The following is a 20756-nucleotide window of genomic DNA, read 5'->3' as shown; positions in this document are numbered from 1 at the left end:
TCCACGGAATCGTTGAAGAGGCAACGACGTTGGGCCAGGCATGCAGGTAGAGGTCTGGTCCGACGTCGTGTGTCCGTGGTGCTACATCGGGAAGCGCCGTCTGGAGGCCGCGCTGGAGAAGTTCCCGCACCGCGACCAGGTCGAGGTCGTGTGGCGCTCCTTCCAGCTCGACCCCAGCGCCCCCGAGGGCGAGGTGCACCCGACGCTCCCGGCGCTGGCCGCCAAGTACGGCACCAGCGTCGAGCAGATGCGGCAGAACATGGCGCAGGTCGAGCAGGTCGCCGCCGGCGAGGGCCTGGAGTACTCCCTGACCGACGCCGTCAGCGGCAACACCCTGCTGGCCCACGAGCTGCTGCACCTGGCCGCCGGGCACGGCAAGCGCAACGAGCTCAAGGAGCTCCTGCTGCACGCCTACTTCGAGCAGGGGAAGTCCGTCTTCGACGTCGACTCGCTCGTCCCGTTCGCCGTCCAGGTGGGCCTGGACGAGGCCGAGGTGCGTGAGGCGCTCGGCGACCGGCGCTACCTGGCTGCTGTCCGGCAGGACAGCGCCACCGCCCAGTCGCTCGGTGCCACCGGCGTCCCGTTCTTCGTGGTCGACCGCAAGTACGGCGCAGCGGGTGCCCAGCCGGCCGAGTTGCTGCTCCAGATGCTGGAGCGCGCCTGGGCCGACGCGAACCCGCTGATCACCGTCCCCGCGGCCGAAGGGTGCGACGACGGCAGCTGCTCGGTCTGAGCCGCAAGGGCCGCCGCGGCGCGCTAGTCCAGGAGCTCCGCCACCCGCCGCAGCGCCTGCTCGGCGCTCGCGGTGAGGTCGCGGACGACGTCGGTGGCCGAGCGCTCCCCGGTGACCAGGCCGACCGACTCACCGGCGTAGAGCGGTGCCTGCTCCAGGTCGTCGGTCTTCCGGGCGTCGACCACCCGCTGCGCGGCGGCCTCGTCCCGGGCCAGCTCCGCCTCCCGGCCGTGCCACGTGCGGGAGAACTCGTTCGCCAGCGCGCGGCCCGGCCAGCGCGCGGCCAGGCCAGGCGCTGGGCGACGTCGAAGGACCGGGTGAGCACCGTGTCCTCCCCGGCCGCGGCCCGCACCCGGGCGCGGGCGGCGGGGGAGTTGAGCCCCTCCGGGCAGAACAGCAGCGGCGTGCCGATCCAGGCGCCCGCCGCACCGAACGAGACCGAGACCAGGTCCGGGCTCGCATCGATCGTGGCCTCGAGCAGGTCGGGCCGGTCGGGAAGCGCCCAGGCCATCAGCCCGACACCGAAGGGTCGGCCGTCGGCGCGGGGGATCGCGCACTCCTCCACGACGAAGGACGCCGGCGTCGTGCTGCCGACGCCGATCATGCCGAGCCCGCCGCCGAGGGAGACCGCCCGCGCGAGCGCACCCCCGGCGACGCCGGCCATCGGCGCGCCGACGACGGGGGTGGACAGGCCGAACCGGCGGGTCAACGGGGTCGTGAGCACGCGCCCATCGTCCCGCCGACCCGCCGCGGCGTCACTGGGTCGCCGGACCGCCCTGCTCGGTGCCCTGGAGCCGGCCCAGGAACTCGTGGCAGCGCCGGGCGCGCTGGGAGTCCTGGTCCATCACCTCGCGGAAGAACGCGGCGACGTCGTCCAGGCCCGCGTTCTCGGCGTCCCGGACGTACTGGCCGTAGTCGTGCCCGGCCTTGAGCGAGTGGTACTGGACGGAGACGAGGTCGTAGAAGACGTCCTCGAAGCCGGTTTCACCGGTTGCCATCGGTCCTCCTCGGTCGTGCGGGTTCGGACGTCCCGGTCAGTGCCCCGCGGCACCCCGGATCGAAACGGACCGCTTCGTCACGGGCGACTGCAGGTCAGGTCGACGGGCCGTCGGAGAACGCGCCGCCGGTGACGTCGCCGCCACCGGGCCCGTCCTCGGGCGTCGCGCTCGTGGCGAGCTCGTCCTCGCCTGCGGCGACGGGGTCGTCGGCGGCGGAGGCGAGGTCCTCGCCCTCGCCGAGCGCGCCGGGGTCCGCCTGCAGGGTGCGCGGGTCGTTGAGCGGGTCGGGCACGTCCGGATCGGTGACGGTCATGGGCTCCTCCTATCCGCGGCCGCCGCGCGGCAACCCCTCGCGGTACCCGTGAGCCGCCCGGCGATCAGCCGGCACCTGCGGGCGCCGCGCGGGTCGGCCGGCGGCCGGGCCCGGTGGCCGGGACGCCTTCTCCGCCCGGATCGGGCCCGGCTACGGTCAGGACTGACCGGCGGCCGGGCCGTGATCCGATCGCGCTCCGGTCGTCCGGAGTCGCGATGGCGCAGGCTGCCCCCCTGTGCGCGGTGTGCCTCCGGAACCCGATGGGCGGCCCGGAGCGCGGCCGACGAACCCCTGGACCATCCACCTCCGTCCAGCGGTAGACGTCCTATACGTAACATTCGTCTCGGTTACAGAGGCATGACCCCGCTAGTACCCTGACCCGATCCGATCGACCGCGCAGGCGGCCGAGCGACCGTATGGCACCACCGCCGGTGCAGGACTCCGCCCCGGCAACCCATGAGGATGGAGACGCCGTGACCACCGTGGCCACCCCAGGTCTGGAGAATGCCCCCACCACGCACGCCCGCCTGCTGGCCTGGGTGCGCGAGATGGCCGAGCTGACGACGCCGGACCAGGTGGTCTGGGTCGACGGCAGCGAGGAGGAGTCGGCGCGACTCACCCAGAAGCTGGTCGACGCCGGCACCTTCCGGCCGCTGGAGAAGAAGCCCAACTCCTACTGGTGCGCCTCCGACCCCAGCGACGTCGCGCGCGTCGAGGACCGCACCTTCATCTGCTCGGTCGACGAGGCCGACGCGGGTCCCACCAACAACTGGATGGACCCGAACGAGATGAAGTCGATCATGACCGAGCTGTACCGGGGGTGCATGCGCGGCCGGACCATGTACGTCATCCCGTTCTGCATGGGTCCGGTCGAGGCCGAGAATCCCATGTTCGGCGTCGAGATCACCGACTCCGAGTACGTCGTCGTCTCCATGCGCGTGATGGCGCGCATCGGCAGCCGCATCCTCGAGGCGATGGGCACCGACCGCCCGTTCGTGCCGGCGATGCACTCCCTCGGCGCCCCGCTGGAGCCGGGGCAGTCCGACGTCCCGTGGCCGTGCAGCCAGACCAAGTACATCGTGCAGTTCCCCGAGGAGCGCATGATCTGGTCCTACGGCTCCGGCTACGGCGGCAACGCCCTGCTGGGCAAGAAGGCCTACGCCCTGCGCATCGCCTCGGTCATGGCCCGCGACGAGGGCTGGCTGGCCGAGCACATGCTGATCCTCAAGCTCACCAGCCCGCAGCAGAAGGTCTACTACGTGGCCGGCGCCTTCCCCTCGGCGTGCGGCAAGACGAACCTGGCGATGCTCGAGCCCACCATCCCCGGGTGGAAGGTGGAGACGATCGGCGACGACATCGCCTGGATGCGGTTCGGTGAGGACGGCCGGCTCTACGCCGTCAACCCGGAGTACGGCCTCTTCGGCGTCGCCCCGGGCACCGGCTGGGACACCAACCCGAACGCCATGCGCACGATCGACAAGGGCAACTCGGTCTTCACCAACGTCGCCCTCACCGACGACGGCGACGTCTGGTGGGAGGGCATGACCGACGAGCCGCCGGCCCACCTGACCGACTGGAAGGGCCGGGACTGGACGCCGGACAGCGACGAGCTCTCCAGCCACCCGAACAGCCGCTTCTGCACCCCGATCGCCCAGTGCCCGATCCTGGCGCCGGAGTACGAGGACCCCAAGGGCGTGCCCATCTCGGCGATCCTCTTCGGCGGCCGTCGCAAGACGACGATCCCACTGGTCACCGAGGCCCGGGACTGGAACCACGGCGTCTTCATGGGCGCCACGCTCTCGTCCGAGACCACCGCGGCCGCGACCGGGGCCGTCGGCGTGGTCCGTCGCGACCCGTTCGCCATGCTGCCGTTCATCGGCTACAACGCCGGTGACTACTTCTCCCACTGGGTGAACACGGGCAAGCAGGCCGACGCGACCAAGCTCCCGAAGATCTTCTACGTCAACTGGTTCCGGCGCGACGAGGACGGCGGCTTCCTGTGGCCGGGCTTCGGCGAGAACAGCCGCGTGCTCAAGTGGGTCGTCGAGCGCCTCGAGGGCACCGCTGCCGCCGTCGAGACCCCGGTCGGCCACGTGCCCACGGTCGACTCGCTCGACATCTCCGGCCTGGACACGACCCCGGACGAGGTCGAGAAGGCCCTCGCCGTGAAGCCGGAGGAGTGGCGCGAGGAGATCCCGCAGATCACCGAGTGGTTCGAGAAGTTCGGTGACAAGCTGCCCAGCACCATGTGGGACGAGCTGGAGATCCTGAAGAGCCGTCTGGCCTGAGCGACGCCCCTCCCGCGTGCGGGAGGGCCTGGACCGGGGCCCGGAACCGTCATGGTTCCGGGCCCCGGCCGTTCGCGGCCTGGTCCGCTCTCACAGCGTGTCCGCCGCGGGTCGGTTAGCGTGGCTGCCGCCCCTTCCCGTTCTGCGGAGGCAACCCCCCTCGTGCCCAATCCGTACCTGCAGGTGCTGCGGACGCCGCACGCCCTGCCGATGGTGCTCGCCGCCTTCATCGGCCGGCTGCCCCTCTCGATGGTCGGGCTGGGTTCGGTCCTGCTGGTCGCGTCGGAGACCGGCTCCTACGGACTCGGCGGCGCCGTGGCCGCCGTGGGGGCGGTGACGACGGCGATCGCGGGGCCGCTGCTGGGGCGGTGGGCCGACACGCACGGCCAGCGCGGGGTGCTGCTGCCGGTGCTGGCCGTCTTCGTCCTCTCCGGCCTGGTCTTCCTGTTCTCCGTGCGCGAGGCCTGGCCGCTCTGGATCGTCTTCACCTCCGCGGGCCTGGCCGGGGCCTGCATCCCGCCGGTGTCCTCGATGATCCGCGTCCGCTGGACCCACCTGCTGCGCGGCAGCCACCGGCTGCACACCGCGCTGGCGATGGAGTCCGTCGTCGACGAGTTCGTCTTCATCGTCGGCCCGGTGCTGGTCACGTTCCTCTCCACGACGGGACACGCAACCTCGGGCGTGGTCACGGCGTTCACCCTCGCCACCGTGGGCAGCCTGCTGTTCGCCGCGCAGCGCCGCACCGAGCCAGAGCCGCACGGGCACGCGAGCCGGCAGGGTCCGTCGGCGATCCGCACCACGGGTCTGCGCGTCCTGTTCGTCGTCGGGGCCGCCGTGGGCGCCATCCTCGGCACGCTGGAGATCGCGCTGGTCGCGTTCGCCGACGAGCGGGACGCCATGTCGCTGTCCGGCGTGCTCATCGCCAGCCTGGCGGTGGGTTCGATGGCCAGCGGCATCGGCTGGGGGGCCATCCACTGGCGGCTGCCCCTCCGGCTCCGGCTGGTCGGCGCGCTCATCCTGCTCACCGTGCTGGTCGTCCCGCTGCTGTTCATCGACGACATCTGGGTCATGGTGCCGTTCGTGGTCGTCGCGGGCGTGGCGGTGTCACCCTCGCTGATCAGCTCCTTCACCCTGGCCGAGCTCCTGGTTCCCCGGTCGGCGGTGACGGAGGCGTTCACCTGGATCGGCACCGCACTGGGCCTGGGGGTGGCCGTGGGCGCCTCGGCCGCGGGTAAGATCGTCGACGTCGCCGGAGCCAACCTGGCCTTCGTGGTGGCGGTCGTTGCCGCCGCGGTCGGGGCGGTCGTCGTCGCCGTCTTCCAGCAGCTCCTGCATGTGCCCGCCGAGCACGCCGCCGAGCCGGCGCTCGCCGGCTGACCGGTTCGGCGCGCGGCCCGGGCGCCGCCGCCCCTGCGGTCATGGCCTCCACCGGTCACGGAACACGCCACCTCATCATGGGGTGACCCTCCGGGCTTGGTGACGGAGACCACGTGTATTACGGTTCCAAGCTCATTGGCCTAATGGTCCGACCGGGCTCCCGCGCGGGTCCACGTGGTCGCGCCAGCGGGCCTGGAGCACTGTGGGCGGAAGTGGAGAGGGGCACCATGCTGTCCGACCTGATCAGTGGCCTCACTCAGGTGTTCCAGCCGGCCCCGCTGGCGCTCATGCTGCTCGGTGTCGCCATCGGTTTCGTGGTCGGCATCCTTCCGGGCCTCGGTGGCGCCGTCACGCTGGCGCTGATGCTCCCGTTCACCTTCGACATGCAGCCGGTCGAGGCGTTCGCCTTCCTGCTGGGCATGTGGGTGGTCACGTCGACGACGGGCGACATCACCTCGGTCCTCTTCGGAGTGCCCGGGGAGGCGACCTCGGCGGCCACGGTGCTCGACGGGCATCCCATGACCAAGCGCGGCGAGGGTGGCCGTGCGCTGGGGGCGGTGCTGTTCAGCTCGGCCCTCGGTGCCGTCTTCGGGGCCGTGGTGCTCGCGCTGGCCATCCCGGTGATCCGCCCGGTCGTACTCGCCTTCGCACCGCCGGAGTTCTTCGCCCTGACCTTGCTGGGTCTGACGTTCGTCGTCGCGCTGTCGGGCAAGCACCTGCTCAAGGGCTTCGTCATGGCCGCCTTCGGGCTGCTCGTCGCGCTCGTGGGGCTGGACCCGCAGGAAGGCACCCAGCGCTACACCTTCGAGCAGCTCTACCTGTGGGACGGCATCGGCATCGTGCCCCTCGTCGTGGGCCTCTTCGGTGGCGCCGAGGTGCTCCAGCTCATGCTGAGCAAGCGCAGCATCGCCCGCGCCGAGCCGGGTGACGCGCCGGAGGCATCCCTCTCCGGAGTCGGCCAGGGCATCCGTGACGTCCTGCGGCACTGGCCGCTCGTCATCCGTTCCAGCGCCATCGGCACCGGCGTGGGGATCGTCCCGGGCCTGGGTGGCTCGGTGGCCCAGTTCATGGCCTACGGCGCCGCGCAGCAGAGCTCGAAGACGCCGGAGATGTTCGGCAAGGGCGCGGTCGAAGGGGTCATCGCCTCGGGGGCGGTGAACAACGCCAAGGACAGCGGGTCGCTGATCCCGACGATCGGCTTCGGCATCCCCGGCGGTGCCGGTAGCGCCGTCCTCCTGTCGGCCTTCCTCATCGTCGGCCTCAACCCCGGCGAGGAGATGCTGACGACGTCCCTCGACGTCACCTTCTCGATGATCTGGGTGACCGTCCTGGCGAACTTCATCGCGGTGGGGGCGGCGTTCTTCGTCCTCAAGCCGCTCACCCGCCTGACGTTCATCTCGGGCCCGCTGCTGGTGCCGTTCCTGCTGCTCCTGCTGGCGCTCGGCGCCTACACCGCCAGCAACAGCTTCGCCGACGTGATCGTGATGATCGTGGCCGCGATCGTCGGCGTGGTCTGCATCCGCTACGACTGGCCCCGGGTGCCCTTCCTGCTCGCCGTCGTGCTGGGCTCCCTCGCCGAGCGGTACCTCTTCCTCTCCTACTCGCTGTTCGAGTGGTCGTGGCTGACCCGGCCGATCGTGCTGGTGATCGCCGCTGTGATGCTGCTGGCGATCGTCGCGCCGGTGGTGCGCCGCGCCCGTGCCCGCGGGCGCGCGGAGAAGCAGCGCGACCAGCAGAGCGGTGTGTCGGTGTGAGCGCCGCCGAGTCGAGGCACCTGACCGCCCCCGCCCGCACCGAGGAGAACGGCATGGCAGACCAGGCCCCGCAGGCGCCGTCGCGGACATCGGCGAGGGATGTCGTGGCCGACGTCGTCCTCGCCCTGCTGCTGCTGGCTCTCTTCGGCTGGGCCTTCCTCGAAGCCGCCGACTGGTCGTTCAAGGCGGCACTCTTCCCGCGCATCGTGACGGGCCTCGGGTTCACGATGGCGGCTCTGCAGCTGGTCCAGTCACTGCTGCGGCTCGCGCGCGGCCGCCGCGCCGCGGGCGCTCCCGAGCCGGTCACCAGCCCGGCCGGTCCCATCGAGCCGGTGCCGGCGGCCACGCCCGCGGAGTCCGTGCCCCAGGCGGCGGGCGCGACCACCGAGGACGACGTGAACGAGGACGACGTCGAGTACGTCTTCCAGACCGCGGGCGCCCGGCGCTGGACCGAGGCCGTCACCTGGGTGACGGCGTTCTTCGTGCTGCTCTACGTCGCCGGCCTGTTCGTGACGGCGCCGTTGTTCTCGTTCCTGTACCTGCGCTTCGCCGGCCGGCGGTCCTGGACGTTCTGCGCGATCTACGCCGTCGTGGTGGGGGTGGTGCTGTACGTCGCCTTCGAGGTCCTACTCGGCATCCCGGTGCCGCCCGGCCTCTTCCTGGACTGAACCACCCTTCGTTCTGCCCCGTCACCGTCTCCGAGAGGGAAATCGATGAACACTGCCCTGCCGTTCCGGCGGAGCCTCCGGTCCCTGGTCGCGCTGGGCCTCGGCGCCGGTGTGCTCAGCGGCTGCTCGAGCGACTCCGACACCGCAGCCTCCGGAGGAGGTGACTGCGCCTCGCTCGAGGGGGAGACCATCACCATCGTCGTCCCCTACGAGCCCGGTGGCGGCTACGACTCCTACACCCGGCTGGTCGCGCCCTATCTCGAGGAGGAGATCGGGGCCACGATCGCCGTGCAGAACCAGCCCGGAGCGGGCGGGCTGCTGGCGCTCAACAGCCTGCTCGCCGAGGACGCGGACGGCACGAACCTCGCGATCATGAACGGCGTCGGTGCCGGCGGTTCGTCGATCGCGGGCGCGGACGGCGCCACCTTCTCCCTCGACGACTTCACCTACATCGGCCGGGTGGCCAGTGACCCGTCCCTGATCGTCACCAGCGCGACCGGCCCCTACCAGACGTTCGACGACGTCCGGACCGCGGACGAGTTCCGCTGGGGCTCGACCGGGCCGGGGGCCGAGGACTACGTGACCTCCTCCCTGATCAGCGCCGTCTTCGACATCCCCGGTGAGGTCGTCACCGGCTTCCCAGGCTCGGGTGAGACGGAACTGGCTGTCATCCAGGGCTCGATCGACGGGATGTCCGGCAACCTCACCAGCCGCCGCGGCGCGGTGGAGGACGGGACGCAGACCCCGGTGCTCGTCGTGGGCGAGGAGAGGCCCGACTGGCTGCCCGAGGACGTCCCGACGGTCGCGGAGCTCGACACGACCGAGGAGCAGGCAGAGCTCCTCGACGCCCACCTGGCGCTCATCGAGCTCGGCCGTCCCTTCATCGGCCCGCCCGGGATGGACGAGGCTGCGACGTCGTGCCTGCGCACCGCGATGGCCGCTGCGATGGAGAACCCGGAGCTGGTGGAGGAGTCCGTGGAGCAGGAGCGCGAGCTGGCCTTCCTGCCGGGTGACGAGCTCGAGGGCCTCGTCCAGGACCTCATGGACGCGCCGCCGGCCTACAGCGAGCTGCTGGCCACCCTGTACTGACCCACGCGGCGGCAGGCGGTGCCTCACGGCGCCGCCTGCCGCCGCGTCCGCGCCTCGGGTCCGGGATGACGCACCCGACCCCGCCGGTCTCTGAACCGTCCACCACCTGCCCCGGACCCGCCACCCGCGCGGACCGGGCATCCTGCGTCCGGAGGAGTGGTCCATGGACCCGCAGCCCGAGCGGCACTGCTGGGACGACGTCATCGGCGACGACGAGCGCCTGGTCGCGACGCGCTACCGGCCCCGGCCGCCCGGCCGGCGGCCGGCGCTGCTGCTGATCGACTGCTACCGCAAGGTCTTCGGGGACCGGCCACAGCCACTCGCCGAGGCGATCGAGGAGTTCCCCTCGTCCTGCGGGCTGGCCGGGTGGGCGGCACTGCCGCACCTGGAGGGCCTGCTGGCGCGGGCCCGGGCAACCGGGGTGCCGGTACTGCACACGACCGGTGACGCCCACGTCGGTGTCCCGGGTGGCGGGGTCACCCAGCGGGCCCCTGTGCCCGGTCAGGACGATGCGGCGGGACTGGAGTTCGTCGAGTCACTGTGTCCACGCGACGGCGAGATCGTGGTGCGGAAGAGCCGGGCCAGCGCCTTCTTCGGCACGCCGCTGTCCACCTGGCTCCGGGAGCTGGACGTGGACACGCTGGTGGTGGCGGGCGAGACCACCAGCGGGTGCGTGCGGGCGACTGCAGTGGACGCCTACTCCTCCGGCTACCGGGTGGTGGTGGTCGAGGAGGCAACCTTCGATCGCAGCCCGCTGTCGCACAAGATGAGCCTGTTCGACCTGAGCCTCAAGTACGCCGCGGTCGTGCACACCGACCGTGCCCTCGAGCTCTTCGGCGCCGGCCCGGGCTGAGGGGCGCGGAGCTCCGTGGAGCCTGCGTCAGCGGGTCCCGACGAACTCACGAAGCACGGTGCGACGGGCCGAGGCGCCGCGGGCGCCCTCGTAGGCCCGCGCCGAGGCGAACGAGCGCCCGACGACCGCCGCGGTGGCCGCAGCTGCCGTGCGGGCCCGCGCGAGGAAGGACCAGTCCGGCGCCCCGATGAGGCCGGTTACGTGGGGCTGTGCCCCGGTGGTGCTCGTCACGTGTGCTCCTTCAGGTCCTGACCATTTAGCTGACCTAACGGTAGGACCATCAGAATGCGCCGTGCCGCCCGTGAATGCGTGAATGCGGTCACGCGCTCTCACCGCGCCATTACCTGGGTCACACAATGGCGCGGAATGCGACCCCGAATTGTGTCGCAGGCCTCAGCGGGTACCCGTCGCCGTCCGCAGCACCTGCTCCGGGTCCGCCGGGGACTCGTCGCCGGTCCAGGCGACGAACTGGTCGGGCCGCACGAGGACGAGCTTCGCCCCGTAGTCGGCCAGCTCGCCGGCCGCCGCGTCGCGGAGCACCGTCAGCGGGACGCCGAGGGACCGGGCGGCCTCCTCGAAGCCGGTCACGACGGCGTCGTCCACGTCCAGGGCCAGCAGGGTGAAGCCGCTGCCGAGCTCCTCGAAGACCACTCGCCCGGAGCTCATCCGCCGCGGCGGCAGATGGTGTCCCGGGCGGGCCTCGAAAGTGTGCTCCCCGTGGGCGCTGGTCATGCCGCCGGGCGGACCGAACACCACCGGTGAGCCCTCGTAGTGGGGCTCGAAGCCCCGCAGGCGCCGGCCGAACCCGCGGGCCGCCTCCTCGAAGGCGCGGGCGAACTCCTCGCGGTCGTCCTCGGGGCCGTACTTCTCCAGCATGGCCCGGTCGTCCCGGATCCAGCCGCCGATGATGTCCTCGCCCACGTCGCGGAAGACCGGCTGCCGCTCCAGGCTGTAGGACTCCAGCAATGCGTCGCCGCCCCAGCCCTGCAGGGCGGCGGCCAGCTTCCAGCCGAGGTTGGCGGCGTCCTCGAGGCCGTTGTTGAGGCCGAAGCCTCCGTAGGGGGGGTGCGTGTGCGCGGCGTCGCCGGCAATGAAGGCCCGACCCGCGCGGTAGCGGTGTGCCACCTGGACGCGCAGGTCCCAGAAGCCGACGTGGTCGATCTCCAGGGCGAAGGGGAAGCCGGCGGCCCGGTGCAGCAGCTCGACGATCTCGGGACCGTCGGCGGACGTGCCCGGGGGGACCGGAGCGTGGAAGAAGAACTCCGCACCGACGTCGACCCGGCCGAAGAACATCCAGTACCCCTTGAGGTCGGGATGCATCACGCGGTACGTCGACCGGGCGGGGAACCGGTTCAGCGCCTCGTGCAGCTCCGGCGAGCGGAAGACGACCAGGGCGACGAGCTCGTTCCAGTCGGTGCCGCTGCGCTCGATGTCGGCCTGCTCGCGGACGAGGGAGTGGCCGCCGTCGCAGCCGACGACGTAGTCGGCCTCCAGGACCTCCTGCTGTCCGTCCTTCACGACGGTCACGCGGACCCCGGTGTCGTCCTGCTCGAGCCCGGTCGCCCGCCAGCCCAGGCGCAGTTCGACACCCGGCACCTCGGCCAGCCGCCGGCGCAGGACCTCCTCGGTGCGGTACTGGGGAAGCCGTTCGTTGGCCTGTGCGTAGTAGTCCTGGACCAGCTCGCGCGCCGGTGGGGCGCTCCAGAAGTCCCCGAGCAGGTTGTCGTAGACCGTGACCTGCCCGATCGGATGCCCCTCGGGCATGCTGCGGGCCGCGCGCAGCTCGTCGGCGACGCCCCAGCGCGCGGCGTGCTCCATGGTCCGCTGCGACAGTCCCTGCCCCTTGGGGACGGCGGACAGTTCGGTGCGTCGCTCGACGACGACGCACCGAACCCCGCGGAGCCCGAGGTCTAGCGCGAGGCCCACCCCGACCGGGCCGCCGCCGACGATGATCACCTGGGGTCGCTGGGTCATGCCGTCCTCCGTCGTGGCCGGTCCGATGGGCGAATGATTAGACCACGGGTTCGCGCGACACCGAACCGTCTCACGCCCGCCGGGGCGCCGACCGTCGCCGGTGCCCGGTGCCCGGTGCCCGGTGCCCGGTGCCCGGTGCCCGGTGCCCGGTGCCCGGTGCCCGGTGCCCGGTGGTCGACGTGCGCGACGGTCCGCGACGGGTCGGTCCGCCGAGCAGCGGGGAGGATTGTCGAGTGGCCTTTGACACACCCGCAGGGTGGTCTTATGGTCCTACCGATCATGCTCGGTGGCTCGCGCACCGTGCCGTTCCGGAGAGCACCCGACCGTCGAACAGGGAGGCCCCATGGCCAAGGACGCCATCGTCAACGAGAGCCTCGCGGCGAAGTTCGCCACCGAGAAGGACTCGCCGTACACCCGCTGGGTGGCCGACGAGGGCTTGGACATCATCGCGGCGCACTACGTGCCCGACCTCAAGACCGTCGAGCTCAAGGACTGGGCCCGCCGCGGGGGCCGAGGCGTCTTCATCAACCACGAGGCCAGCCGCACCTCGAACGACTGCTACGTCGCCGAGATCGCGGCCGGCGGTCAGCTCGCTCCGCAGCGGCAGCTGTTCGAGGAGATGATCCTGGTCCTCTCCGGGCACGGCTCGACCAAGGTGTGGAACGACGCCGGCGCCGAGGTGACCTTCGAGTGGGGCCCGGGTGCGCTGTTCGCCATCCCGCTGAACGCCAACCACCAGCACTTCAACGCTTCGGGCACCGAGGTGGCGCGCTTCGTCTCCTCGACGAACGCCCCGGGCATCATCAACCTGTACGACGACATCGACTTCGTCTTCGGCACCGCGCACGACTTCCCGAAGCGCTTCAACGGTGAGCCGGACTACTTCGCGCCCAAGGGCGAGCAGAAGGGTCTGCTGCTCGACACCAACTTCGTCGCCGACTCGATCAACCTGCCGCTGATCGAGGCCAAGGAGCGCGGTGCCGGGGGCGGGCACATCCGCTTCAACATGGCCCGGGGCTCGATGAACAGCCACATCTCGCAGTTCCCGACGGCCACGTACAAGAAGGGTCACCGGCACGGCCCGGGCGCCCACGTGATCATCCTCTCGGGCGAGGGCTACAGCCTGATGTGGCCCGAGGGGGAGGAGCCGCGGCGCTACGAGTGGCAGGCCGGCAGCATGATCGTGCCGCCGAACATGTGGTACCACCAGCACTTCAACACCGGCACCGAGCCCGCCCGCTACCTGGCCTTCAAGCACGAGGTCGTGTCCATCCGCAACGCGCAGGGCGTGCCGAAGGCCTGGATCAGCCAGCGCATCGGTGGCGACCAGATCGACTACGCCGACGAGTCGTCGTACGTGCGGGAGACCTTCAAGGAGGCGCTGGCCAAGCACGGCCTGGAGCCGAAGATGGACGCCGCGTACGAGCAGGAGAAGGAAAACCTCCCGCCGAAGCCGGCTGCCTGATCTCACCCCTGTCCCACCTCGACGTGCGGTCCGCCCTCCGTTGGCGGGCCGCACGTCGTCGTCTCTCCCCTTTCCGGAGCGCACGTGACGCACACCCACTCCTCCGAGCCGGTCTACGGCCGCGAGCACGCCGAGCCGCAGACGGTGTACTCGCCGCACACGCCCGACCACGACCACGACCACGACCACGACGAGCTGCCGCTCGAGGACAACCCGATCTGGCAGCAGGACAACGTCACGCTGCACAGCGTGGGGATGGACATCGGCTCCTCGGGCACGCAGGTGATCTTCTCGCGGCTGCACCTGCGCCGGATCGGCGAGGACCTGACCAGCCGCTACATCGTCGTCCGGCGGGACACGGTGTACCGCTCGCCGGTGGCGCTCACTCCATACGCGAGCGCCGAGCACATCGACGCCGAGGCTCTCGGCACGATCATCGACCGCGCCTACGGCGAGGCCAGGATCGGCCCCGAGGACATCGACACCGGGGTGGTGATCCTCACCGGGGAGGCGCTCCGCCGTCGCAACGCCGAGGCCATCGCCGGCGTCCTCGCCGAGCGTGGCGGGGAACTGGTGACCGCCACGGCGGGGCACCACATGGAGGCGATGCTGGCCGGCTTCGGCTCCGGCGCGGCCCGGACGTCGTACGAGACCGGCCAGCGGATCCTCAACGTCGACATCGGGGGCGGGACGACGAAGCTCTCCGTGCTGGAGCGCGGGCGGGTGGTCGCCACCGCAGCGGTGCACATCGGCGGGCGGCTGCAGGTGGTCGACGAGGCGGGGACGATCGTGCGCCTGGAACCCGCGGGACGCGCCCATGCTGCCCGCGCCGGCTTCTCCTGGGCCCTGGGCGACGTGGCCCGCCCCGACGAGATCGCCCGGGTGGCCGAGGGCATGGCCGACGCCCTGGTGGCCGCCCTCGGCGCGGAGCCCCCGTCGGACGTGGCCGCGCTGTACCTGACCGATCCGCTGCCCGATGTCGGGCCGCTGGACGGGGTCGTCTTCTCCGGCGGGGTGGCCGAGTACGTGTACGGACGGGAGAGCGCGTCGTTCGGCGACCTCGGCCGGCCGCTGGGTGAGGCCGTCCGGCGGCTGGTCGACGCCGGGGCGCTGCCGTACCCGCTGCTGCCCGCCGGCGAGTGCATCCGCGCCACCGCGCTCGGGGCCTCGGAGTACAGCGTCCAGCTCAGTGGCAACACCGGGTGGATCTCGGCCCCCGACGCCCTCCTGCCGCGGCGCAACCTGCAGGTGGTGCACCCCGTCCACGAGCTCGGGGACGTCGTGGATGCCGACGGGGTCGCGGCGGCGGTCCGCCGGCACCTCGTCGCTCTCGATGCCGCGGCCGCCGACCAGGACGTCGTGCTCGCGATGTCGTGGTCCGGCCTGCCCAGTTACGACCGGGTGTCGGCCTTCGCCCGTGGGGTGCGCGACGGGCTCGCGGAGCGGATCGCCGCCGGCCGACCGGTGTACGTCGTCCTCGACGGGGACGTGGCGATGACGGTGGGCCGGTTGCTCCAGCACGAGCTCGGGGTGACCGTGGACCTGCTGGTCGTCGATGGTCTCGCCCTGCGGGACTTCGACTACGTCGACATCGGTCGGCTGCGGTACCCGTCGCGAACGGTCCCGGTCACGATCAAGTCGCTGGTGTTCGGGGACGAGCCCGGCGCCTGACGGCCCGCCGGCTCACGTCCGCTCGGCCGACTCCATCCCGCTCACGCGCTCGGCCGTGCGGAGGAGGTGGGTGCGCATCAGGTCCGTCGCCGCTCCGGCGTCCCGGGCGGCGACGGCGTCGACGAGGGCGCGGTGCTCCTCGACGCCCTGCCGGCCGTGCAGCGGCGCCACCTCCCGGGCCCGCTCCAGGGAGTGGACCAGCGGGTCGTGCAGCGACTCGACCAGCATGGCGACCGCGCGGTTGTGCGTCGCCACCGCGAAGCGGGTGTGCCACTCGGCGGAGAGCTCGAGCGGGTAGTCGTCGTTCTCGAGCGCAGCGCCGCTGCGGTCGCAGATCGCGCGGAGTGCGGCGACGTCCTCGTCGGTCGCCCGCTCGCACACCAGCGCGACGATGCCCAGCTCGAAGACCATGCGCGCCTCGGTGATCTCGACGGCGGTGAGTGTCGCCAGCGAGATGAGATCGGCGATCCCGGCTCCCACCAGGCGGCTGCTCGGGGCGGTCACGAACGCGCCCCCGCGTGCGCCGACCCGGATCTCGACCAGGCCGTTGGCCTCCAGCACCCGCAGGGCCTCGCGCACCGTCACCCGGCTGACGCCGAACCGCTCGCACAACTCGCGCTCGGAGGGCAGCCGGTCGCCGGCGCTCAGCTGTCCCTGCCGGATGAGCATCCGGATCTGGTCGACGATGACCTCGGAGATGCGCCCGACGCTCACCCGGCTGAGCAGATCGCCCTTGCCGGTCGGGGAGCTCTCGACGGTCGCCACGGTCGGATCCGGCATCATCACTCCCGCATCGTAGGTGACCCTCACAAGCGGCGAGCCCGTCCGAGACCGGGCGGTCACGCCACCGGGTGGCCCGGCGGGTCCGTGTTTCATCGGGCGGAGATCGGCCGGACGTACCGGCCGCCGGGTACGAGCGGCCTCAGGTCGTCGTCCAGCAGGTAGTGCAGGGGCTCCGCGATCGGGACCTCCAGAGCCGGCACCTGATCCGGCCCCACCCGGTCCAGGAGAGCGATCAGCGCCCGCAGGGAATTGCTGTGGGCGGTCACCAGCACGGTGAGTCCGGCCCGGAGATCGGGGGCCAGGGCGTTCTCCCAGCAGGGCCGGAGGCGCGCAGAGACGTCGGCGAGGCTCTCCCCGGGGCGGGGAACCTCGCCGCTGTGGCTGGGGGGTGGCGACGCGTCCCACGACCGGCGCCACCGCTGGTACTGCTCGGCCCCGTGCCGGGCGAGCACCTCGCTGCGCGACAGTCCCTCGAGCGCCCCGTAGCTGCGCTCGTCCAGTCGAGGGTCCTGACGCGTCGGGGTGTGCGGGCGTCCGGCGGCCGCGACGGCGAGTGTCCCCGTGCGGACGGCGCGGGTCAGCGTGGAGGTGTGCACGCGGTCGGGGAGCAGGCCCGCATCGCGCAGGAGGAGTCCGCACCGCCTGGCCTGGTCCTCGCCGTGCGGCGTGAGGTCGACGTCCGACTGGCCAGTGAAGACGTCCCGCGCGTTCCAGATGCTCTCGCCGTGCCGGAGAAGGACGAGACTGGGCATGTCGTGACCCTAGACACTATGTGGTCTAATGGACATACCAATGCCGGGAGGCCGGACGACGGCCCCAGCGACCATGGAGGGGGCGCGCCGTGCCGAAGGTGGTCTACGTCGAGAGCGCGGGTCGAGAGCACACGGTCGACGCGACCGTCGGTGAGTCGGTGATGGCGGCCGCCGTGAAGAACGGCGTCCCCGGGATCATCGCCGAATGCGGTGGGAACGCCTCCTGCGGGACCTGCCACGTGTGGGTGCGCGACGAGTTCCTGAGCGCCGTCGGGGAGCCGAACGACCTCGAAGAGGACCTCCTGGAGATGGCGGTGTCCGAGCGTCGGGACGGCAGCCGGCTGAGTTGCCAGGTCCCCGTCTCCCCGGAGCTGGACGGGCTCGTCGTCGACGTCCCGTCGCAGCAGCCGTGAATCGACAGTTGACGCCGTCCGTGATCGGTATGACAGTCAGCCCCATCCGCGGCTGAGGAGAGAGAGACACTCGTGCTTCGTCAGGACATCAACGAGCTGCTGACCCGAACGGGTCCGGGAACGCCGATGGGCGAGCTGTTCCGCCAGTACTGGATGCCCGCATGCCTCGCGGAGGAGCTCCCGGAGGACGGCGCCCCGCCGGTCCGCCTCAAGCTCCTCTCCGAGCGGCTGGTCGCCTTCCGGGACAGCTACGGCAACTACGGGCTCATCGACGAGTTCTGCGCACACCGTGGCGCGTCCCTGTGGTTCGGCCGCAACGAGGAGGGTGGCCTCCGCTGCCCGTACCACGGCTGGAAGTACGACACCACGGGCCAGTGCGTGGATGTGCCCTCCGAGGCCGACAACTCGAGCTTCGCCGAGAACGTGAAGCTCACGTCGTACCCGCTGGTGAAGATCGGCGACGTCCTCTGGACCTACATGGGCGACCCGGCGAAGCAGCCCCCCCTGCCGGAGTTCGAGTTCGCCCTGACCCCGCCGGAGCACCACTACACCTCCAAGCGCTGGCAGCAGAGCAACTGGCTGCAGGCCTTCGAGGGCGGTATCGACTCAAGCCACGTGACCTTCCTGCATTCCGGCGGCCTGAAGAGCGACCCGCTGTTCAAGGGCGCCAAGGGCAACCAGTACAACCTGAACGACAAGAAGCCGTTCTTCGAGGTGGCCGACAGTGAGGGCGGCCTGTTCGTCGGCGCCCGGCGCAACGCCGAGGAGGGGTCGTACTACTGGCGGATCACGCCGTGGGTCATGCCGTCGTTCACGATGGTGCCCCCGCGCGGTGACCACCCGATCCACGGGCACTTCTGGATCCCGATCGACGACGAGAACTGCTGGGCGTACAGCTTCGACTACCACCCCATGCGGCCTCTCACCCAGACCGAGCGGCAGGCCATGATCGACGGCCACGGCGTGCACAGCAAGAACATCCCGGGCACCTACCGGCCCGAGGCGAACATGGACAACGACTACCTGATGAACCGCGAGAAGCAGCGGACCGGGGAGTGGTACTCCGGCGTCGAGGGCATCGCCATCCAGGACTCCTCGCTGCAGGAGAGCATGGGCCCGATCGTCGACCGCACCAAGGAGCGCCTGGTCCCGGCCGACAGCGGCATCATCAAGGCCCGGCAGAAGCTGTACCGGGCGGCCACCGCGCTGCGCGACAAGGGCGTGACCCCGCCCGGGGTCGACCCGGCGCACCACCACGTGCGTTCCGCTGCCGTCGTCCTGCCGCAGAAGGAGTCGTTCCTCGACGCCGCCCGCGACGACGTCACGGTGCGTCCCGGCATGCCGATCTCCTCGGTGTGACCATGGCCGCGGGAACCCAGACCCTCAGCAGCTGTGCCCGTGCGGCCACCGCCGCGGAGGCGCGCTACCGGATCGACCGCCCGATCGCCCCCTCGCGGGCCGGCCGGGTCATAGCCCTGGACCAAGGGGCTGCCGACGTGCTGAGCCGCACGGCTCAGCACGCCTGGGCCAACGCCCGCTTCTACGTGTGCGAGGCAGGGGCCGGTACCGAGGACGTCGTCCTGCGCGCTATCGACGGCGGCCCGGCGACGCTGGCCGACGAGCTGGCCAGCGCCTCCGTCGTCGTCATGGTCGCCACCAGCGACGCCGGCGCCGACTGCGCCTACGCGCTCGGCAAGGCCTGCTGGGAGCGCGGTGTCCAGACCGCGGGCCTGGTCCTCGGTGACGGCACGCACGCCGGGACGGCGGCCTCCGCCGCCGTGGCGGCGTTGCGACCGCACGCCCGGGTGCTGCTGCCCTCGGCCGACGAGAGCGACGTCATCGAACTGCTGAGTGCGCTCCGTGTCTGAGCGGGTGGGGTTGCGCGACCTGCAGCGCATGAAGGACGACGGGCGCAAGATCGTCGGCGTCGTCGCCTGGGACTACCAGATCGCCCGGATCGTGGACCGCGCCGGAGTCGACCTCGTCTCCGTGGGCGACACGGTCGGCGTCAACCTCTGGGGCCACTCGAACCCGTTCGAGGTGACGATGGACGAGATGCTCGTCGTCGCCAAGGCGGTGCGCCGTGGGGTCTCCCGGGCGCTGGTCAGCGTGGACTTCCCGTTCGGCCCGTTGCAGGAGGGCACCGACTCCGCGGTCCGTGCGGCGATCCGGTTCGTCAAGGAGGCCGGCGTCGACATGGTCAAGCTCGACGCCGCCTCGGACTACCCGGAGGCGGTCGAGGCCGTGAACCGGGCGGGCATCCCGGTGTTCGCGCAGTTCGGTATCACACCGCAGACGGCGCTGCGGTACGGCGTCGAGTACAAGTCCGTGCCGTCGGCCGCCGATGCGGTGCCGGCGGAGCTGCTGGACGAGATGGTCGCCGAGGCCAAGCGGCTGGAGGATGCGGGCGCCACCCTGCTGAACTTCACCAACTCCGGCCCGGTGGTCGGGGCCGCGGTCGCCGACGCCGTCTCCATCCCGGTCGTCGGCGGTTTCGGCGGGGGCCCGTGGCTCGACGGCCGCATGCGGATGGTCAACGCGGCCATCGGTTACGCGGCCTCGGCCCTCGACGGGGCGCGCGACACCTACGTCAACGTCGCCCAGCTGACGCTGGAGGCGATGACCGCCTACGCCGGGGACGTCCGTGCTGCCCGGCAGCTGCCCGGGGGCATCCCGGTGCCGGCAGCGACCTGACCCGACCGACCGAGAGGACTCCCACCGTGCCCACCGCCGTCGTCGACGGGATCCAGACGCGATACGAGGTGACCGGCTCGGGGCCGGCCCTGCTGATGTTCTCCCCCGGTGGCTTCGACTCCACCCTCGAGAGCTGGCGGACGGTGGGCGTCTACCGGCGGCTGGCCCTGCTCGACCACCTGAGCACCCGCTACACGTGCATCACCTTCGACCGGCGGGAGTCGGGCCGGTCGGGTGGACGGCTGCAGCGGATCCGGTGGGAGGACTACGTCGCGCAGGCCGTGGGGCTCCTCGACCACCTCGGTATCGCGTCGGCCCACCTCATGGGTGGCTGCGTCGGCTGCTCCACTGCGGCCGCCGTCGCCGTGGCGCACCCGGACCGGGTCGACAGCATGGTGCTGTACTCGCCGGCCGGTGGCGTGAAGTACCGGATGAAGCAGCACGCCCGCTTCGCCCAGCACCTTGCCTTCGTGGAGGAGCACGGCCTGGCCGGGGTGGTCGAGCTGGTGGGCGACACCGAGGCCGGCTTCTCGAAGGACCCGCGGGTGGGCCCCTGGAACAGCGTCGTCCGCACCGATCCGGAGTTCGCCGCTTCGTACGCGAGGACCGACCCCGAGCGCTACGCCGTGCTGGTCAGCGGGACGGCGCGGCTGATGTTCGACCGCGACACCGTGCCCGGCGTGGAGCCGGAGGACCTGCTCGAGCTGACCGCCCCGACGCTGATCGTGCCGGGTCAGGACGACTCGCACGCCCCGTCGGCAGCCCGCTACCTGCAGGAATGCCTGCCGCACGCCGACTACTGGGACGCCCCCGTCGCAGAGCAGACCGAGGACACCGCGCCAGCTCGTATCCTGCGCTTCCTCGACGCCGTCCAGCTGCCCGCTGGTTGACCGACGCCGGGCCCCCGACCCGCACCACCCACTGAACGTGA

21 protein-coding genes are annotated in these 20756 nt (G+C 71.6%); 14 read left to right on the top strand and 7 right to left on the bottom strand.

All coding sequences use genetic code 11. The annotated features are described in order from the left end of the window. Nucleotides 1-40: 40 nt before the first annotated feature. The gene (locus ABC795_RS16960; RefSeq protein ID WP_347058409.1) at nt 41-733 is read left to right on the top strand and encodes a DsbA family oxidoreductase; all 693 of its coding nucleotides are present in this window, start codon (nt 41-43) and stop codon (nt 731-733) included. 23 nt (nt 734-756) lie between these two features. On the opposite strand, the gene ABC795_RS16955 is transcribed toward ABC795_RS16960, so the two are convergent. The 3 genes from ABC795_RS16955 to ABC795_RS16945 all read right to left on the bottom strand — a co-directional run bounded on the left by ABC795_RS16955 (nt 757) and on the right by ABC795_RS16945 (nt 2044). Further along, nucleotides 757-918 carry a hypothetical protein gene (locus tag ABC795_RS16955; RefSeq protein WP_347058407.1) on the bottom strand — a complete coding sequence of 54 codons (162 nt, stop codon included), beginning with the start codon at nt 916-918 and terminating at the stop codon, nt 757-759. 570 nt (nt 919-1488) lie between these two features. Continuing rightward, on the bottom strand, nt 1489-1731 hold the full coding sequence (locus ABC795_RS16950; protein ID WP_347058405.1) for an acyl carrier protein: 243 nt from the start codon (nt 1729-1731) through the stop codon (nt 1489-1491). A gap of 94 nt (nt 1732-1825) precedes the next feature. Further along, nucleotides 1826-2044: a hypothetical protein gene (locus ABC795_RS16945; protein WP_347058404.1), complete on the bottom strand. Its 219-nt coding sequence runs from the start codon at nt 2042-2044 to the stop codon at nt 1826-1828. Between the two features lie 473 nt (nt 2045-2517). On the opposite strand from ABC795_RS16945, the gene ABC795_RS16940 reads away from it, so the two are divergent. From ABC795_RS16940 to ABC795_RS16915, 6 genes are all read left to right on the top strand, one after another. Beyond that, nucleotides 2518-4332 (top strand): phosphoenolpyruvate carboxykinase (GTP), encoded by a 1815-nt coding sequence (locus tag ABC795_RS16940; protein WP_347058402.1) that lies wholly within the window; start codon nt 2518-2520, stop codon nt 4330-4332. Between the two features lie 162 nt (nt 4333-4494). Next, complete coding sequence (locus ABC795_RS16935) at nt 4495-5709, top strand: MFS transporter (RefSeq protein WP_347058401.1); 1215 nt, start codon at nt 4495-4497, stop codon at nt 5707-5709. A 227-nt stretch (nt 5710-5936) separates the two neighbouring features. Continuing rightward, the gene (locus tag ABC795_RS16930) at nt 5937-7463 is read left to right on the top strand and encodes a tripartite tricarboxylate transporter permease (protein WP_347058399.1); all 1527 of its coding nucleotides are present in this window, start codon (nt 5937-5939) and stop codon (nt 7461-7463) included. Between the two features lie 53 nt (nt 7464-7516). Continuing rightward, nucleotides 7517-8131, top strand: a complete 615-nt coding sequence (locus tag ABC795_RS16925) for a tripartite tricarboxylate transporter TctB family protein (protein ID WP_347058397.1) — start codon at nt 7517-7519, stop codon at nt 8129-8131. Between the two features lie 45 nt (nt 8132-8176). Continuing rightward, nucleotides 8177-9220 carry a tripartite tricarboxylate transporter substrate-binding protein gene (locus ABC795_RS16920; protein ID WP_347058395.1) on the top strand — a complete coding sequence of 348 codons (1044 nt, stop codon included), beginning with the start codon at nt 8177-8179 and terminating at the stop codon, nt 9218-9220. A gap of 163 nt (nt 9221-9383) precedes the next feature. Then, nucleotides 9384-10073 carry an isochorismatase family protein gene (locus tag ABC795_RS16915; RefSeq protein WP_347058394.1) on the top strand — a complete coding sequence of 230 codons (690 nt, stop codon included), beginning with the start codon at nt 9384-9386 and terminating at the stop codon, nt 10071-10073. 27 nt (nt 10074-10100) lie between these two features. On the opposite strand, the gene ABC795_RS16910 is transcribed toward ABC795_RS16915, so the two are convergent. Together ABC795_RS16910 and ABC795_RS16905 are read right to left on the bottom strand one after the other, a co-directional pair. Beyond that, nucleotides 10101-10304 (bottom strand): hypothetical protein, encoded by a 204-nt coding sequence (locus ABC795_RS16910; protein ID WP_347058392.1) that lies wholly within the window; start codon nt 10302-10304, stop codon nt 10101-10103. 162 nt (nt 10305-10466) lie between these two features. After that, complete coding sequence (locus ABC795_RS16905) at nt 10467-12047, bottom strand: FAD-dependent monooxygenase (RefSeq protein ID WP_347058391.1); 1581 nt, start codon at nt 12045-12047, stop codon at nt 10467-10469. 343 nt (nt 12048-12390) lie between these two features. Here ABC795_RS16905 and ABC795_RS16900 point away from each other — a divergent pair, with 343 nt between their 5' ends. Together ABC795_RS16900 and ABC795_RS16895 are read left to right on the top strand one after the other, a co-directional pair. After that, the gene (locus ABC795_RS16900) at nt 12391-13512 is read left to right on the top strand and encodes a hypothetical protein (protein WP_347058389.1); all 1122 of its coding nucleotides are present in this window, start codon (nt 12391-12393) and stop codon (nt 13510-13512) included. Between the two features lie 84 nt (nt 13513-13596). Beyond that, on the top strand, nt 13597-15183 hold the full coding sequence (locus ABC795_RS16895) for an ethanolamine ammonia-lyase reactivating factor EutA (protein WP_347058388.1): 1587 nt from the start codon (nt 13597-13599) through the stop codon (nt 15181-15183). Between the two features lie 12 nt (nt 15184-15195). On the opposite strand, the gene ABC795_RS16890 is transcribed toward ABC795_RS16895, so the two are convergent. Together ABC795_RS16890 and ABC795_RS16885 are read right to left on the bottom strand one after the other, a co-directional pair. Further along, entirely contained in the window at nt 15196-15966 is a 771-nt protein-coding gene (locus ABC795_RS16890) for a FadR/GntR family transcriptional regulator (protein ID WP_347058387.1), read from the bottom strand. 89 nt (nt 15967-16055) lie between these two features. Further along, the gene (locus ABC795_RS16885) at nt 16056-16718 is read right to left on the bottom strand and encodes a 2,3-bisphosphoglycerate-dependent phosphoglycerate mutase (RefSeq protein WP_347058385.1); all 663 of its coding nucleotides are present in this window, start codon (nt 16716-16718) and stop codon (nt 16056-16058) included. A gap of 89 nt (nt 16719-16807) precedes the next feature. Here ABC795_RS16885 and ABC795_RS16880 point away from each other — a divergent pair, with 89 nt between their 5' ends. The 5 genes from ABC795_RS16880 (at nt 16808) to ABC795_RS16860 (ending at nt 20715) form a co-directional block, all read left to right on the top strand. Beyond that, complete coding sequence (locus tag ABC795_RS16880; protein ID WP_347058383.1) at nt 16808-17131, top strand: 2Fe-2S iron-sulfur cluster-binding protein; 324 nt, start codon at nt 16808-16810, stop codon at nt 17129-17131. Nucleotides 17132-17203: 72 nt separating this feature from the next. Further along, nucleotides 17204-18490: an aromatic ring-hydroxylating dioxygenase subunit alpha gene (locus ABC795_RS16875; RefSeq protein ID WP_347058381.1), complete on the top strand. Its 1287-nt coding sequence runs from the start codon at nt 17204-17206 to the stop codon at nt 18488-18490. A 2-nt stretch (nt 18491-18492) separates the two neighbouring features. Further along, nucleotides 18493-18999, top strand: a complete 507-nt coding sequence (locus tag ABC795_RS16870; RefSeq protein WP_347058380.1) for a hypothetical protein — start codon at nt 18493-18495, stop codon at nt 18997-18999. Next, complete coding sequence (locus ABC795_RS16865; RefSeq protein WP_347058379.1) at nt 18992-19825, top strand: 3-methyl-2-oxobutanoate hydroxymethyltransferase; 834 nt, start codon at nt 18992-18994, stop codon at nt 19823-19825. Before ABC795_RS16870 ends, ABC795_RS16865 begins: the two co-directional genes overlap by 8 nt. Before the next feature lie 26 nt (nt 19826-19851). Further along, a complete protein-coding gene (locus tag ABC795_RS16860) occupies nt 19852-20715 on the top strand; it encodes an alpha/beta hydrolase (protein WP_347058378.1) in 864 nt (287 codons plus the stop codon). The last annotated feature ends 41 nt before the right edge of the window (nt 20716-20756 follow it).

It is taken from the genome of Blastococcus sp. HT6-30 (assembly GCF_039729015.1).
Taxonomy (GTDB): Bacteria; Actinomycetota; Actinomycetes; order Mycobacteriales; family Geodermatophilaceae; genus Blastococcus.
This window is presented reverse-complemented; position numbering and strand designations above follow the sequence as displayed.

What these genes read in the sequence shown, in the direction of transcription:
- ABC795_RS16960 (WP_347058409.1), top strand. Translation starts at nt 41, where the DNA reads ATGCAGGTAGAGGTCTGGTCCGACGTCGTGTGTCCGTGGTGCTACATC.
- ABC795_RS16950 (WP_347058405.1), bottom strand. Translation starts at nt 1,731, where the DNA reads ATGGCAACCGGTGAAACCGGCTTCGAGGACGTCTTCTACGACCTCGTC.
- ABC795_RS16945 (WP_347058404.1), bottom strand. Translation starts at nt 2,044, where the DNA reads ATGACCGTCACCGATCCGGACGTGCCCGACCCGCTCAACGACCCGCGC.
- ABC795_RS16930 (WP_347058399.1), top strand. Translation starts at nt 5,937, where the DNA reads ATGCTGTCCGACCTGATCAGTGGCCTCACTCAGGTGTTCCAGCCGGCC.
- ABC795_RS16925 (WP_347058397.1), top strand. Translation starts at nt 7,517, where the DNA reads ATGGCAGACCAGGCCCCGCAGGCGCCGTCGCGGACATCGGCGAGGGAT.
- ABC795_RS16920 (WP_347058395.1), top strand. Translation starts at nt 8,177, where the DNA reads ATGAACACTGCCCTGCCGTTCCGGCGGAGCCTCCGGTCCCTGGTCGCG.
- ABC795_RS16915 (WP_347058394.1), top strand. Translation starts at nt 9,384, where the DNA reads ATGGACCCGCAGCCCGAGCGGCACTGCTGGGACGACGTCATCGGCGAC.
- ABC795_RS16905 (WP_347058391.1), bottom strand. Translation starts at nt 12,047, where the DNA reads ATGACCCAGCGACCCCAGGTGATCATCGTCGGCGGCGGCCCGGTCGGG.
- ABC795_RS16900 (WP_347058389.1), top strand. Translation starts at nt 12,391, where the DNA reads ATGGCCAAGGACGCCATCGTCAACGAGAGCCTCGCGGCGAAGTTCGCC.
- ABC795_RS16890 (WP_347058387.1), bottom strand. Translation starts at nt 15,966, where the DNA reads ATGATGCCGGATCCGACCGTGGCGACCGTCGAGAGCTCCCCGACCGGC.
- ABC795_RS16885 (WP_347058385.1), bottom strand. Translation starts at nt 16,718, where the DNA reads ATGCCCAGTCTCGTCCTTCTCCGGCACGGCGAGAGCATCTGGAACGCG.
- ABC795_RS16870 (WP_347058380.1), top strand. Translation starts at nt 18,493, where the DNA reads ATGGCCGCGGGAACCCAGACCCTCAGCAGCTGTGCCCGTGCGGCCACC.